At 61.3% G+C, this 13,144-nt stretch carries 12 protein-coding genes and 1 pseudogene; 9 read left to right on the top strand and 4 right to left on the bottom strand.

From position 1 onward, the window contains the following. The first annotated feature begins 20 nt into the window (after positions 1-20). The 4 genes from ACM6I6_RS13865 to ACM6I6_RS13850 all read left to right on the top strand — a co-directional run bounded on the left by ACM6I6_RS13865 (position 21) and on the right by ACM6I6_RS13850 (position 4,398). The gene (locus tag ACM6I6_RS13865; protein WP_274077804.1) at positions 21-221 is read left to right on the top strand and encodes a YbdD/YjiX family protein; all 201 of its coding nucleotides are present in this window, start codon (positions 21-23) and stop codon (positions 219-221) included. A gap of 775 nt (positions 222-996) precedes the next feature. Further along, the gene (gene nirB, locus ACM6I6_RS13860; protein ID WP_414920054.1) at positions 997-3,558 is read left to right on the top strand and encodes a nitrite reductase large subunit NirB; all 2,562 of its coding nucleotides are present in this window, start codon (positions 997-999) and stop codon (positions 3,556-3,558) included. After that, positions 3,558-3,932 (top strand): nitrite reductase small subunit NirD, encoded by a 375-nt coding sequence (gene nirD, locus ACM6I6_RS13855; RefSeq protein WP_274077806.1) that lies wholly within the window; start codon positions 3,558-3,560, stop codon positions 3,930-3,932. Before nirB ends, nirD begins: the two co-directional genes overlap by 1 nt. A 25-nt stretch (positions 3,933-3,957) precedes the next feature. Continuing rightward, on the top strand, positions 3,958-4,398 hold the full coding sequence (locus ACM6I6_RS13850) for a CBS domain-containing protein (RefSeq protein ID WP_414920053.1): 441 nt from the start codon (positions 3,958-3,960) through the stop codon (positions 4,396-4,398). 88 nt (positions 4,399-4,486) lie between these two features. Here the strand turns inward: ACM6I6_RS13850 and ACM6I6_RS13845 are convergent, their stop codons facing one another. After that, the gene (locus tag ACM6I6_RS13845; RefSeq protein ID WP_323608874.1) at positions 4,487-4,918 is read right to left on the bottom strand and encodes a nuclear transport factor 2 family protein; all 432 of its coding nucleotides are present in this window, start codon (positions 4,916-4,918) and stop codon (positions 4,487-4,489) included. A gap of 171 nt (positions 4,919-5,089) precedes the next feature. On the opposite strand from ACM6I6_RS13845, the gene ACM6I6_RS13840 reads away from it, so the two are divergent. The 3 genes and pseudogenes from ACM6I6_RS13840 (at position 5,090) to ACM6I6_RS13830 (ending at position 7,474) form a co-directional block, all read left to right on the top strand. Next, entirely contained in the window at positions 5,090-5,764 is a 675-nt protein-coding gene (locus ACM6I6_RS13840; protein WP_414920052.1) for a DUF2238 domain-containing protein, read from the top strand. 39 nt (positions 5,765-5,803) lie between these two features. Next, positions 5,804-6,616 (top strand): annotated as a pseudogene (locus tag ACM6I6_RS13835) (MCP four helix bundle domain-containing protein); the annotation flags it as partial. Beyond that, positions 6,611-7,474 (top strand): methyl-accepting chemotaxis protein, encoded by an 864-nt coding sequence (locus tag ACM6I6_RS13830; RefSeq protein WP_414920062.1) that lies wholly within the window; start codon positions 6,611-6,613, stop codon positions 7,472-7,474. The pseudogene ACM6I6_RS13835 and the gene ACM6I6_RS13830, both read left to right, overlap by 6 nt. 122 nt (positions 7,475-7,596) lie before the next feature. Here ACM6I6_RS13830 and ilvD read toward each other — a convergent pair whose 3' ends face one another. After that, on the bottom strand, positions 7,597-9,279 hold the full coding sequence (ilvD, locus tag ACM6I6_RS13825) for a dihydroxy-acid dehydratase (protein WP_323608884.1): 1,683 nt from the start codon (positions 9,277-9,279) through the stop codon (positions 7,597-7,599). A gap of 363 nt (positions 9,280-9,642) precedes the next feature. Here ilvD and mqo point away from each other — a divergent pair, with 363 nt between their 5' ends. Further along, positions 9,643-11,286, top strand: a complete 1,644-nt coding sequence (mqo, locus tag ACM6I6_RS13820) for a malate dehydrogenase (quinone) (protein WP_274077812.1) — start codon at positions 9,643-9,645, stop codon at positions 11,284-11,286. Between the two features lie 433 nt (positions 11,287-11,719). Here the strand turns inward: mqo and ACM6I6_RS13815 are convergent, their stop codons facing one another. After that, complete coding sequence (locus ACM6I6_RS13815; RefSeq protein ID WP_414920051.1) at positions 11,720-12,172, bottom strand: hypothetical protein; 453 nt, start codon at positions 12,170-12,172, stop codon at positions 11,720-11,722. 19 nt (positions 12,173-12,191) lie between these two features. Here ACM6I6_RS13815 and ACM6I6_RS13810 point away from each other — a divergent pair, with 19 nt between their 5' ends. Further along, positions 12,192-12,377 (top strand): hypothetical protein, encoded by a 186-nt coding sequence (locus ACM6I6_RS13810; RefSeq protein WP_274077814.1) that lies wholly within the window; start codon positions 12,192-12,194, stop codon positions 12,375-12,377. Positions 12,378-12,393: 16 nt separating this feature from the next. Here ACM6I6_RS13810 and ACM6I6_RS13805 read toward each other — a convergent pair whose 3' ends face one another. Beyond that, a complete protein-coding gene (locus ACM6I6_RS13805; RefSeq protein ID WP_274077815.1) occupies positions 12,394-12,888 on the bottom strand; it encodes a PaaI family thioesterase in 495 nt (164 codons plus the stop codon). Positions 12,889-13,144: the final 256 nt, after the last annotated feature.

The raw sequence follows: 13,144 nt of genomic DNA, 5'->3' as shown, positions 1-13,144 counted from the left end.
GAGTTGAAGCGAGCATCGTCATGATCCGTAAACTGCAGCAAGCCGCCCGTTTCCTTGGCCAGAGTGCGCGTTTGATGGTGGGCGTACCCGATTACGACAACTACGTTGCGCAGCGGGCGATCACCCATCCGGGGGAGCCGGTGATGAGCCAGGAGGCGTTTTTTCGTGAGCGTCAGGAGGCGCGTTTCGGTCGTGGGAAATGTAATACGCGGTGTTGCTGATGCTGCAAACTCCCGCTTATGGCCCCGATCCACTGCAGAGCTGGCTTGCCAGCGATGGCGGCATAACGGCCACCATCGCATCGCCAGCAAGCCGGCTCCTACGGATATGTGTCACGCCACAAATTCAATTTACCTGCGCGAAACCTGTAGGAGCTGGCTTGCCAGCGATGGCGGCCTGACATCCAACCCGTCTCTCGCGGCCGTACCCAATCTACTGTGGGAGCCGGCCTGCCGGCGATGGCGGCCGAAAGACCAGCGCATTATTGAAGGGCGGAACACTCATCAAGGCGGATCAATCTGATCCAGCACCCGATTCGCCGTGATCTCCGCCAGCATTACACGGTTTGAAATCCCGGCAGCGCAATCGGCCGCTGCATGCACTTTTAAAGCGCCATGCCTGACAACGTGCACCAGTGCGAAGCGGTTTGCCGAGTTTTCCCACGGCAAGCTGCGACAGCCGTCCGACCCGCTCAATCCGCCAGAAACACGCCTGACTCGCAGTCATCACGCCAGTTTTCACGACCGTGGAAGTATCAATCAGCAATCTGGCACAAACACTGCATCATCCCCCTCAAGCCCCTCTGAAAAAGAAGGGCAGCCCTCTCGGTCAACGACGATCGACTGGCCGCACAGGTCGTGGGCAACATCGGTGGATCAGGCATGGCCGTCTGGTTTCGACACCGCAAAAGAACAGGCAAAGACGCCTGGAACCGCAAGGTTTCAGGCGTTTTTTTTTGCTTTTTTTCACCGTGATGGGCTTTGGGCAGGGTCGTATATGAATTCCAATGTAGCCAGTTTGAACAAGCTGCAAACGCTGATCGTGATCGGCAATGGCATGGTCGGACATCATTGTGTCGAGCAGTTGATCGAGCGCGGCGCGCTTGATCGCTATCGGCTGCACGTCTTCAGTGAAGAGCCGATGCGTGCCTACGACCGCGTGCATCTGTCCGAATACTTCTCCGGTCGCGATGCCGAGTCGCTGGCACTGAGCGACGCGGCGTTGTACCAGACGCCCGGCGTCACCCTGCACCTGGGGGTGCCGGTGTTGGAAATCGATCGTGCCCGGCGCCAGGTGATCACCGCGCAAGGCTGTGTGGCCTACGACAAGCTGGTCCTGGCCACCGGGTCCTACCCGTTCGTGCCGCCGATCGAAGGCGCCGAAGGCGATTCGCGGCTGGTCTATCGCACCCTGGAAGACCTCGATGCCATCCGTGCCGCGGCGGCCAATGCCCGGCGCGGTGTGGTGGTCGGCGGTGGCCTGCTCGGCCTGGAAGCCGCCAACGCCCTGAAAAGCCTGGGACTCGAAGCGCACGTGGTGGAATTCGCGCCACGGCTGATGCCGGTGCAACTGGATGACCTCGGTGGGCTGGCGCTCAAGGCGCAGATCGAGCGGTTGGGCGTCGGTGTGCACCTGTCCCGCGCCACGCAATCGATCAGCGCCGGCGAGCAGTACCGCTACCGGATGAACTTTGCCAACGACGAATTCCTCGAGACCGACCTGATCGTGTTCTCCGCCGGGATTCGTGCCCAGGACGCGCTGGCCCGGCAATGCGCGCTGGACATCGGCCCGCGCGGTGGCGTGGTGATCGACGACACCTGCCTGAGCTGCGACCCGCACATCTACGCCATCGGCGAGTGCGCATCGTGGAATGGCAGCCTGTTCGGCCTGGTCGCCCCCGGCTACCAGATGGCCCGCAGTGTCGCCGCGCGCCTGTGTGACGATTCCGCCGAGCCGTTCCAGGGCGCCGACATGTCGACCAAACTCAAGCTGCTGGGCGTCGACGTCGGCTCCATCGGCGATGCCCACGCCAACACGCCGGGCGCCCGCAGCTATCAGTTCATCGACGAAACCAGTGCCAGCTACCGGCGCCTGGTGGTCGACGCCAGCGGCAAACAGGTGCTCGGTGCAGTGCTGATCGGCGACAACAGCTACTACGACACGCTGCTGCAATACATGCAGAACGCGATCGCATTGCCTTCCGAGCCCGCCGCGCTGATCCTGCCTTCGTCCGAAGGCGCACCGACCCTCGGCCCTGGCGCCTTGCCGGAAACCGCCACGGTCTGCTCCTGCCACAACGTGACCAAGGGCGCCATCTGCTCGGCCATCGACGGCGGTTGTACCGACCTCGGCCTGCTCAAGTCACAAACCAAGGCCTGCACCGGTTGCGGCGGTTGCGCAGGCTTGCTCAAGCAAGTCTTCGAGCATGAGCTGATCGCCCGTGGGGTCAGCGTCGACAAGAGCCTGTGCGAACACTTCGCCTACACCCGCCAGGAGCTGTATGCGCTGGTGCGGGTGGAAGGGGTGATCAGTTTCGAAGAACTGCTGGCCAAGCATGGCCGTGGCCACACCGGTTGCGACGTGTGCAAGCCGGCGGTGGGCTCGATCCTGGCGTCCTGCTGGAACCAGCCGATCATGGACCCGTCGCTGGTGCCGCTGCAGGACACCAACGACACCTTCATGGCCAACATGCAGAAGAACGGCACCTATTCAGTGGTGCCGCGCATTCCCGGTGGCGAGATCACCGCCGACAAGCTGATTGCAATCGGCGTTGTAGCGAAGAAATACGACCTCTACACCAAGATCACCGGTGGCCAGCGTATCGACCTGTTCGGCGCCCAGTTGCATCAGTTGCCGGACATCTGGAGCGAACTGATCGAAGCAGGCTTCGAAACCGGCCACGCCTACGGCAAGTCGACCCGTACGGTGAAGTCCTGCGTCGGCAGCACCTGGTGCCGCTACGGCGTGCAGGACAGCGTGCAAATGGCCCTGACCATCGAAGACCGCTACAAGGGCCTGCGCTCGCCGCACAAGCTCAAGTTCGCCGTGTCCGGTTGCACCCGTGAATGCGCCGAAGCGCAAAGCAAGGACGTCGGCGTGATCGCCACCGAGAAGGGCTGGAACCTCTACATCGCCGGCAACGGCGGCATGCGCCCGCGCCATGCCGAGCTGTTCGCCACCGACCTCGACGACGCGACCCTGATCCGCTACATCGACCGCTTCCTGATGTTCTACATCCGCACCGCCGACAAGTTGCAGCGCACCTCGGTCTGGCGCGAAAGCCTGGAAGGCGGCCTGGACTACCTCAAGGACGTGATCATCCACGACAGCCTTGGTTTGGGCGCCGAGCTCGAGTCGCAGATGCAGCTGGTGGTCAATCGCTACGAATGCGAGTGGGCCAACGCCCTCAAGGACCCGGAAAAGCTCAAGCGCTTCCGTACCTTCGTCAACGACAAACGCGCGGACCCTGACATCCACTTCGTCCAGGAACGCGGCCAGCGCCGGCCGATCATGGCGGCCGAACTCAACCTGATCCCTGTTACCGAGGAGAGCGTCTGATGAACCAGTCCAATAGCCAACGCGTTGAAACCACTGCGTCTGCCACCTGGCAATCGGTGTGCAGCCAGCAGGACCTGGTCAATGACTCCGGCGTGGTGGTGTGGCTGGACGGTGCCCAGGTGGCGCTGTTCTACCTGCCGGGCATGGAGGGTAAAAACCTCTATGCCATCGACAACCACGACCCGCAATCCGGGGCCAATGTCATCGGCCGCGGCCTGGTGGGCAGCATCAAGGGCGACCTGGTCGTTGCCTCGCCTATCTACAAGCAGCATTTTCGTCTTGAGGACGGCAGTTGCCTGGAGTACCCGCAACAGCGCTTACGGGTATGGCCGGTGCGGTTGAACGACGGGGTGGTGGAAGTCGCAGTGGCCTGAGTGCCTTTTTCAGCAGGAGACGGACATGAAGACAGCCGCACAGTTGCTCAAGCTCAAGGTCGTGGAAAACCAGCAGGTGCACAGCATCGGCCCGGACGCCATGGTGTTGGAGGCCGTGCAGAAAATGGCCGAAAAGAACGTCGGCGCGTTGCCGGTGATCGACGAGGGCCAGGTCGTCGGGGTGATCAGCGAGCGCGACTATGCGCGCAAGGTGGTCCTGCTGGGACGTTCGTCAGTCGGCACGCCGGTCAGGGCCATCATGAGTTCCCCGGTGGTCACGGCCGACAGCCAACAGAGCATCGAGCATTGCATGGCGGTCATGACGGACAGCCATTTGCGGCACCTGCCGGTGGTTGAGAATGGCGAGCTGATCGGGCTGCTGTCGATTGGTGATCTGGTCAAGGAGGCCATTGTCGAGCAGGCCGACCTGATCCGGCAGTTTGAACATTACATTCGCGGGCACTGAAACCAGCGGGTGAGTCAGCGCAACACAAAAGGGGGCGAAGGGCGGGTAGACGCCGATTCGCCCCCTTTTTTTCGGGATCAGCCAACCATCAGAACTTGAATGCCTGGCGTCCTACCAGCAGCCATTTTCCGTCTTGTTTCTGCCAGATCTGGAAATTCTCGATTTCCGTCGGGACCACCTCGGTGCCTTTGAGGGCCTGGGCCGAGAAGTGATGGCGGACCAGCGCGACATCGCCGGAGACGGTGATGGTCTGGTTCTGCATCTCCAGGGTCTTGAAGGCGCTTTTGCCGGTTTCGATATCGGCGATGAAGGCTTTCTTGTCCTGGATCTTGCCGCTGGAATGGCCGTAGGTGAGGTTCTCGGCGGTCAACGCGTTCAGTTCAGCAATGTCCTTGTGCAGCATCGCCTGGGTCAAGTGGTCGACGGCTTGCGCCACGTCCTTGTCCCCGGCAGCCGGGGTGGCGGCCACGTACCCGCTGAACAGGCACAGAAAACCGATCAGCATTTTTGCTTTTTTCATGTTGTTTCCTTGTTGTTGTGGGGGAGCGGATCGACGAGCACCAGATTACTCATCGGTCATCGTACAACCTAGCATGGGGCGGAGGAAAAAAGCGAACTTGCACCCTGGTTTTGTCTCAAAGTCAAAAGGTGTTGCGACTTCAATGGTGCCAGGGTTCGAGGACTTCAAAACATGCAGCCCAAGGAACATCCGCGATACGAATTGACGCTGCTCATCCTGTTTCTGCTGATCGTGATCGCCTTGGGTTATGCCCCACGCAGCCGGGTGGATTGGGCACTGGAAAACCTGCTGGCGCTGCTGCTGGTGGGGACGCTGGTGGTTTTTTATCGCCAGTTTCGCCTATCGGCAGCCTCCCTGACGCTGGTGTTCGTGTTCTTGTGCATCCACGAACTGGGAGCTCATTACACCTATTCCCTGGTGCCGTACGACCGTTGGTGTTCGGAACTGACCGGGGTCAGCTTCAACAAGAGCCTTGGCCTGCACCGTAACCACTACGACCGCCTGGTGCATCTGAGTTACGGGCTGTTGATGGCCTGGCCGGTCCGCGAAGTGCTGCTGCGGCTTACCCCGTTGCGCGGGCGCTGGCTGTTTTTCGTGGCCCTGAACATCATGCTGTCGACTTCTGCCGTCTACGAACTGGTGGAATGGATCGGTGGCGCTTACCTTGGCGACGACACGGCAAAAGCTTTCGTCGGCGCGCAAAACGACCCCTGGGATTCGCAAAAGGACATGGCGCTGGCCGTCGCCGGTGCATTCGTCAGCCTGCTATTGGTTTCCCTGCTCAATACGGCAGACAAAGCCGCTTTACCTACCGCATGTCGCAAAAACCGCAATCAGTGGCAATAGCCTTCAATTCGCGCAGAGACCCGTCGATAACCTCTTGAGATGCCATTCGCGGTGGCCGTTGGCCGCCAACCCACGTGTCAGAAGAGGAACCACAGCGTGTCCATTAAACTGCGTTTACTGTTGCTGATAGGGACCGGGTTGCTCACCGCGTTGGTCATGGGCCTGGTCGGTTACCTGGGGACGGCCCGGATGGCGGAGGCGGTGCAGGACAACGAAGTGGGCATGACCGTGCTGCGCAACCACATGGAAGCCGACATGATGCACGACGCGCTGCGCGCCGACGTGTTGTCGGCGATGCTGGTCGGGCTGGGCAAGAGCACCAGCAGCCAGGCCGAGGTGCGCACGTCCATCGAAGAGCATGCGGCGCACTTTCGGCAAGTGCTCGGCGACAACCTCAAGCTGCCGGTCAACGACACCCTGAAAACCGCGCTGAACAGGATCAAGCCCAGCCTTGACACCTACATCAGTACGGCCGAGCGCATTGTCGGCATGGCCCTGGAAAATCCCGAGGCCGCGCAAAAGGAACTCGGCACCTTCAACAGCGCGTTCAGCCAACTGGAAGAGCAGATGGCCGCCCTCAGCGAGCTGATTGAAAGCAACAGCCAACAGGCCAGTGCAGGCACCCGCCAGGCACTCGGCAGCGCCAACCTGACCCTCGGCGCCGTGCTCATCGCCAGCCTGTTGTTGTTGCTGGCCCAGGGCCGCTGGGTGATCCTGAGCATCATGGGGCCGTTGCGCACGGCCAGCCGCATTGCCGAGAGCATCGCCCACGGCAACTTGAGCGAACCCATTGTCGAGCCGACCCGCACCGACGAAGCCAGCCTGTTGATTCGCAGCCTGGCGACCATGCAGCGTGATCTACGCGGCATGATCGAAGTGGTGCGCAGCAACGCCCATGGCGTCAGCGGCATGAGCACACGCCTGAGCAATGGTTGTCACGAAGTGGCCGGCAGCAGCCAGCAGCAAAGCGCTGCCGCCAGCACCATGGCCGCCGCCGCCAGCGAAATGACCGCGAGCATCGAGGAAATCACGCGGCATGCCGGGCGAGCGCTGGACATGGCCAACCAGGCCGAGGCGCTGGCCAAGGATGGCGGACGGGTGATCCATCAGGTGGTCAACGACATGGACGGCATCGCCCGTTCGGCGCAGCAGTCGGCGCAGGTGATCCGCACGCTGGACAAGGAATCCGAAGGGATTTTCAGCATCATCCAGGTGATCAAGGGCATCGCCGACCAGACCAACCTGCTGGCGCTCAACGCCGCCATCGAGGCCGCACGCGCCGGGGAGCAGGGCCGTGGTTTTGCCGTGGTGGCCGACGAGGTGCGCAGCCTGGCAGGCCGCACCAGCGCGTCGACCCAGGAAATCGCCGCCATGGTCTCGCGCATCCAGCAAAGCACCCGCGAGGCGGTGATCAGCATGGAGGAGGGCGTCGCCCAGGTCGACAAAGGCATGGCCGTGACCGCCGACGTCGAGCGCGCCATCCGCGAAATCCTCGAGGCCACGCTCAACACCACGCAACTGGTCAACGACATCAGCCGCACCATCGGCGAGCAGAGCCTGGCCAGCAATGAAATCGCCCATCAGGTGGAGATGATTGCCGGGATGTCTGAAGGCAACAGCAAGGTAATTGGGCAGACGGCTTCGACCACGGATGAGTTGTCGAGCCTGGCGGGGCAGTTGTCGCAGTCGGTGGATCGGTTTCGGCTCTGAGACCTCTCGCTGTCTTTAAGGGCCTCTTCGCGAGCAAGCCCGCTCCCACAATGGAATGCATTCCAAATGTGGGAGCGGGCTTGCTCGCGAAGGCGGCGGTTCAGACAACATAAACCTACGGGCTAAAGATACTTGTCAGTCACCGCACCCTCCGAAGCACTGCACACCGTCTTCGCATACTTGGCCAACACCCCGCGCTTGTACTTCGATTCAGGCCTAACCCAACGGCTCTTGCGCTCAGCCAGGTCTGCGTCGGACACATCAACGGTAATCTGCCGGGTTTCAGCATCAATCGTGATCCGGTCGCCATCTTCGACCAACGCTATCGGCCCGCCCTCAAACGCCTCGGGCGTGATATGCCCCACCACGAAACCATGGGAGCCGCCGGAAAAGCGCCCATCGGTGATCAGCGCCACTTCCTTGCCCAGGCCCTTGCCCATCACCGCCGAGGTTGGCGAGAGCATTTCGCGCATGCCCGGCCCGCCCTTGGGCCCTTCGTAGCGAATCACGATCACATCGCCCACCTGCACTTCGCCGTTGAGGATGCCGGCCAGCGCGCCTTCCTCGCCGTGGTACACCCTGGCCGTGCCTTCGAAGCGCAGGCCTTCCTTGCCGGTGATCTTGGCCACGGCGCCGGTGGGCGAGAGGTTGCCGCGCAGGATCACCAGGTGCGAGTCCTTCTTGATCGGTTGATCGAAGGGCAGGATCACGTCCTGGCCGACGGGGTAGTCGGGCACATTTTCGAGGTTTTCGGCCAGGGTCTTGCCGGTCACGGTCAGCACATCGCCATGCAGCATGCCGGCCGCCAGCATGCGCTTCATCAAGGGCTGGATGCCGCCGATGGCCACCAGCTCGCTCATCATGTATTTGCCGCTGGGGCGCAGGTCCGCCACCACCGGAGAGATCTTGCCCAGCTCGACGAAGTCGTCGAGGGTCAACTCGACGTCCACGGCATTGGCCATGGCCAGCAGGTGCAGCACGGCGTTGGTCGAGCCGGCGAGGGCGATCACCACGCGGATCGCGTTTTCGAAGGCCTTGCGGGTCATGATGTCCCGGGGCTTGAGGTCGAGCTTGAGCAGTTCCATGACTTGCTGGCCGGCGCGGTAACTGTCCGACGCCTTGTCGCTGCCCACCGCGTCCTGGGAACTGGAACCGGGCAGGCTCATGCCCAGCGCTTCGATGGCCGAGGCCATGGTGTTGGCGGTGTACATGCCGCCACAGGAACCGGGGCCGGGGATCGCCACTTCCTCGATCTGCTTGACCTGGATCTCGCTGATGTCACCGCGGGCGTGCTGGCCCACGGCTTCGAACACGGAAATGATGTCGGTGTGGCCGGCGCCGGGGCGAATGGTGCCGCCATAGACGAAAATCGACGGGCGATTGAGCCGCGCCATGCCGATCAGGCAGCCCGGCATGTTCTTGTCGCAACCGCCCACGGTCACCAGCCCGTCAAAGCCTTCGCAACCGACCACCACTTCGATGGAATCGGCAATCACCTCACGGGACACCAGTGAATATTTCATGCCTTCGGTGCCGTTGGCGATGCCGTCGGAAATGGTGATGGTGTTGAAGATCACGCCTTTGGCGCCGGCGGCATTCGCACCTTTTTCCGCTTCGATCGCGAGTTTGTCGATGTGCATGTTGCAGGGCGTGACCATGGCCCAGGTGGAGGCGATGCCGATTTGCGGTTTCTTGAAGTCTTCGTCGGTAAAGCCCACGGCACGCAGCATGGCGCGGGCGGGCGCGGCCTCGACACCGTCGATGACCTGGGAGGAATATTTGCGCAGATCGTCTTTATCGCTCATGGCTCTTTCCCCACATGTTCAACTGGTGACCACTGAGTATAGACACCCATCCACGGCAACCAACCCGCGCGGGCTGGCCTTGTCGTGATATTCTTGGCAACAACTTGGTTTGATCCATTCAGTTTTCCTGTCCTTGAGACGGGCGAGCAGAATCACTGTCGCTCAAGTAGCTGAAGCCAAAAAAGATAAGAAGTCAGTTCAGTAGGGACATATAACTGGGGTCGATGCATTCAATCGGCCTTGCGTGCCCACCCTCCAGACATCATGTGCGAGAACCCGCGGCAGACTTGCCTGAATGCCGTGAACAAGCGGCTCGCGATTGCAGATGGAGGGGCGGATGGCGTTTTATCATAGGTGCTACAGATGTTTAAGAAAGTGAACACGGCCCTGCTGGGGCTGGCCTTGTCGTTGGGGATGACGACAGCCCAGGCCGAAGAAGCCAGGAAAGTCGACGTGCTACTGATTGGCGGCGGCATCATGAGTGCGACCCTGGGTGTGTGGCTCAACGAGCTGGAACCCGGCACTTCGATGGAAATGATCGAGCGCCTCGACGGCGTCGCCCTGGAAAGCTCCAACGGCTGGAACAACGCCGGTACCGGTCACTCGGCCCTGGCCGAGCTGAACTACACCCCGGAAGACGACAAGGGCAACGTGTCGATCCCGAAGGCCGTTGAAATCAACGAGGCGTTCCAGATCTCCCGGCAGTTCTGGGCCTGGCAGGTTCAGCAAGGCGTGCTGAAGAACCCGCGTTCGTTCATCAACTCCACACCGCACATGAGCTTCGTGTGGGGCGATGACAACATCAAGTTCCTGAAAAAGCGCTACGAAGCCCTGCAGGCGAGCCCGCTGTTCGCCGGCATGCAGTACTCCGAAGACCCGGCCGTGATCAAGAAGTGGGTCCCGCTGATGATGGAAGGGCGTGACCCGAACCAGAAAGTCGCGGCCACCTGGAGCCCGATCGGCACCGACGTGAACTTCGGCGAGATCACCCGCCAGTTCGTTGCGCACCTGCAAACCACGCCGAAATTCGACTTGAAGCTGTCCAGCGAAGTGCAGGACATCACCAGGAACGCCGACGGCAGCTGGCGCGTCAGCTACAAGAACCTGAAGGACGGCAGCAAGTCCGAAACCGACGCCAAGTTCGTGTTCATCGGCGCCGGCGGCGGTGCCCTGCACCTGCTGCAGAAGTCGGGCATTCCTGAAGCCAAGGAATACGCAGGCTTCCCGGTAGGCGGCTCGTTCCTGGTGACCGAGAACCCGGCCATCGCCGAGCAACACCTGGCCAAGGCCTACGGTAAAGCGTCGGTTGGCGCACCACCGATGTCGGTTCCGCACCTGGACACCCGCGTGCTGGATGGCAAGCGCGTGATCCTGTTTGGCCCATTCGCGACCTTCAGCACCAAGTTCCTGAAAGAAGGTTCGTACCTGGACCTGCTGACCACCACCACCACGCACAACGTGTGGCCGATGACCAAGGTTGGCATCAAGGAATACCCGCTGGTGGAGTACCTTGCCGGTCAGCTGATGCTGTCGGATGAAGACCGCCTCGACGCCCTGAAGGAGTACTTCCCGAACGCCAAGGCCGAAGACTGGCGCCTGTGGCAAGCCGGCCAGCGCGTGCAGATCATCAAGCGTGACGAAGCCGCCGGTGGCGTGCTGAAACTGGGCACCGAGATCGTTGCTTCGCAAGACGGCAGCATCGCCGGCTTGCTGGGCGCATCCCCAGGCGCTTCGACTGCCGCACCGATCATGCTGACCGTGCTGCAGAAAGTCTTCAAGGACAAGGTCGCGACCCCGGCCTGGCAGGAAAAACTGCACCAGATCGTACCGAGCTATGGCACCCAGCTCAACGCCAACCCGCAAAAGGTTGCCGAGGAATGGGCCTACACCGCCAAGGTGCTGGAACTGACTCCGCCACCGGCGATTGGCCAGGCCGTTGCTCCGGCTGTCGAGGCTGAGAAGGCCAAGGCACCGAAAGAGAATGCTGCGGCAGACATGGCGCTGTAACTGAGCGCTTGATCAGCAAGCCCACTGCGCCAGGGATGGCCGGTGGGCTTTTTTGTGTCCGCTATCTCCCTGTCCCCCCTGTCTTCTGTGGGAGCGAGCCTGCTCGCGATGGTCGTCAACGATAACGCTCTAAACCTGACACACCGCAGCGTGCTCAGGTTTTTCGCGAGCAAGCTCGCTCCTGCAGTTCATCAGTTCATCAGTTCATCAGTTCCATCTGATCCGTATTTTCCAGCGCTTTCTGCCCCTGTTATGCATTCAGCCCAACCCCCACAATAACGGCAAGTTTCGCCGCCTTGGCCGCGGTGCACCGTATTTTCGAAATGTTGGAGGCTTTATGGGCAAGATGGCGTTTTTCCTCGGTGGTTTCCTGGTGTTGACCATTCTGATCGGCATCCTGGCGACGATTTCGCCGGTGTGAACTCCGTGGCGGCTACTTCACCGGGTCTTGATGCTTGATATCCCCACAGAAAATATCGACGTTGCCATCCGTCGCTGCGGTTCGCACGACGACGTGATAGTCACCGGACAGCAAGACCGGCAAGGTCACGGGCACGCTTCTGGAGAACGTCCAGCCGCGAATCGGTTGGCGCTCGGTGTTGACCCTGTCATTCATGGCGTAGGCGACGGGCCCGGGTTGCTCGCAGCTGCCTTTATTGATGAAGCTGTAGAGGCGCAGGGGCAGGGCGGCGCCGCTTGGCACTCCGCTGATGAAGAAACTGAGTCCGGTTTGCTGGTCCCAGGCGGACAATGCGACATTGCCGATCTGGCCGGTGTTCTGCCGGGTGGCGACCAGGGTGACCGACACGCTCTGGTTTGGTGAACTTGTGCAGCCGAACAGGCTGGCGCAGACCATCAGCGCCGCCAGGGAATGTCTGAGTTTCATTGCAAAACTCCTTTTTCATGTGAACGAACCGGACTTCCAGCAGCGAATCCGCGAGGCGCTGCAGGATTATCGCCTGTCGCTGCCCCATGACCAGGCCATCGGCACGTTTGCCGTGGCCTATGCCAAGCAGAATGCCAAGGACTATGCCGCGCTACTGGCCGCGTACAGGTCCGGGCGGATCACCGCGCTCATGGAAGAAGATTGACCCGCGACCGTTGCACCTAGCGCCCGTGGGCGTTGTCTGCCAGTTGCGCGGTATCGACCCGGACGAAAATGGAATCGCCCACCGCGGTCAGCACGTCCCCGGCGAAGACTTCGCAGATGACTCGCGTCTTGCGCCCGACTTCACCTTCCACCCGCGCCCGCAGGGTGAGCGGGATGCCCATGGGCGTCGGCTTGATGAACTTGATGCCGAGGTTGCCGGTGACGCAATTGATCCGCGGCAGGCTCGCGACTTCACGGTTTTCCGCGCGGTAGTGATAGGCCATGACCGCCCAGTTTGAATGGCAATCGACCAACATGGCGATCAGCCCGCCATAGACCAGGTCCGGCCAGCCGCAGTATTTGGCATCGGGCACGTGCTCGGCCATGACATGCACGCCGTCTTCATGCCAATAGCTCTTGATGTGCAGCCCGTGGGGATTGCTGCTGCCGCAGCCGTAGCACACGCCATCGGGCGCGGCGGTGTCTTGCAGGGAGGTATCGAGTTGGGACATGTCGTGTTATCCGAAAAATGAGCCAGACCTGATGGACGTTAACGCTCAATCATAATCGGTGAGGCCTGCGGGGGAAATGTTTTGAGGCACAACGCGCCTCTTTAGGAGCCGGCTTGCTGGCGATCGATGGTGGCCGTTATGCCGCCATCGCTGGCAAGCCAGCTCCTACAGGGTTTGTGGGGTAGTTGAATTTGTGGTGTGACACAGATCTGTAGGAGCCGGCTAGCTGACGATCGATGGTGGCCGTTATGCCGCC

Source organism: Pseudomonas sp. IT-P218 (genome assembly GCF_949767605.1).
Lineage (GTDB): Bacteria > Pseudomonadota > Gammaproteobacteria > Pseudomonadales > Pseudomonadaceae > Aquipseudomonas > Aquipseudomonas putida_AE.
This window is presented reverse-complemented; position numbering and strand designations above follow the sequence as displayed.

Coding starts and splice junctions, on each gene's coding strand:
- ACM6I6_RS13865 (WP_274077804.1), top strand. CDS start 21: ATGATCCGTAAACTGCAGCAAGCCGCCCGTTTCCTTGGCCAGAGTGCG.
- nirB (WP_414920054.1), top strand. CDS start 997: ATGAATTCCAATGTAGCCAGTTTGAACAAGCTGCAAACGCTGATCGTG.
- nirD (WP_274077806.1), top strand. CDS start 3,558: ATGAACCAGTCCAATAGCCAACGCGTTGAAACCACTGCGTCTGCCACC.
- ACM6I6_RS13850 (WP_414920053.1), top strand. CDS start 3,958: ATGAAGACAGCCGCACAGTTGCTCAAGCTCAAGGTCGTGGAAAACCAG.
- ACM6I6_RS13845 (WP_323608874.1), bottom strand. CDS start 4,918: ATGAAAAAAGCAAAAATGCTGATCGGTTTTCTGTGCCTGTTCAGCGGG.
- ACM6I6_RS13840 (WP_414920052.1), top strand. CDS start 5,090: ATGCAGCCCAAGGAACATCCGCGATACGAATTGACGCTGCTCATCCTG.
- ACM6I6_RS13830 (WP_414920062.1), top strand. CDS start 6,611: ATGCAGCGTGATCTACGCGGCATGATCGAAGTGGTGCGCAGCAACGCC.
- ilvD (WP_323608884.1), bottom strand. CDS start 9,279: ATGAGCGATAAAGACGATCTGCGCAAATATTCCTCCCAGGTCATCGAC.
- mqo (WP_274077812.1), top strand. CDS start 9,643: ATGTTTAAGAAAGTGAACACGGCCCTGCTGGGGCTGGCCTTGTCGTTG.
- ACM6I6_RS13815 (WP_414920051.1), bottom strand. CDS start 12,172: ATGAAACTCAGACATTCCCTGGCGGCGCTGATGGTCTGCGCCAGCCTG.
- ACM6I6_RS13805 (WP_274077815.1), bottom strand. CDS start 12,888: ATGTCCCAACTCGATACCTCCCTGCAAGACACCGCCGCGCCCGATGGC.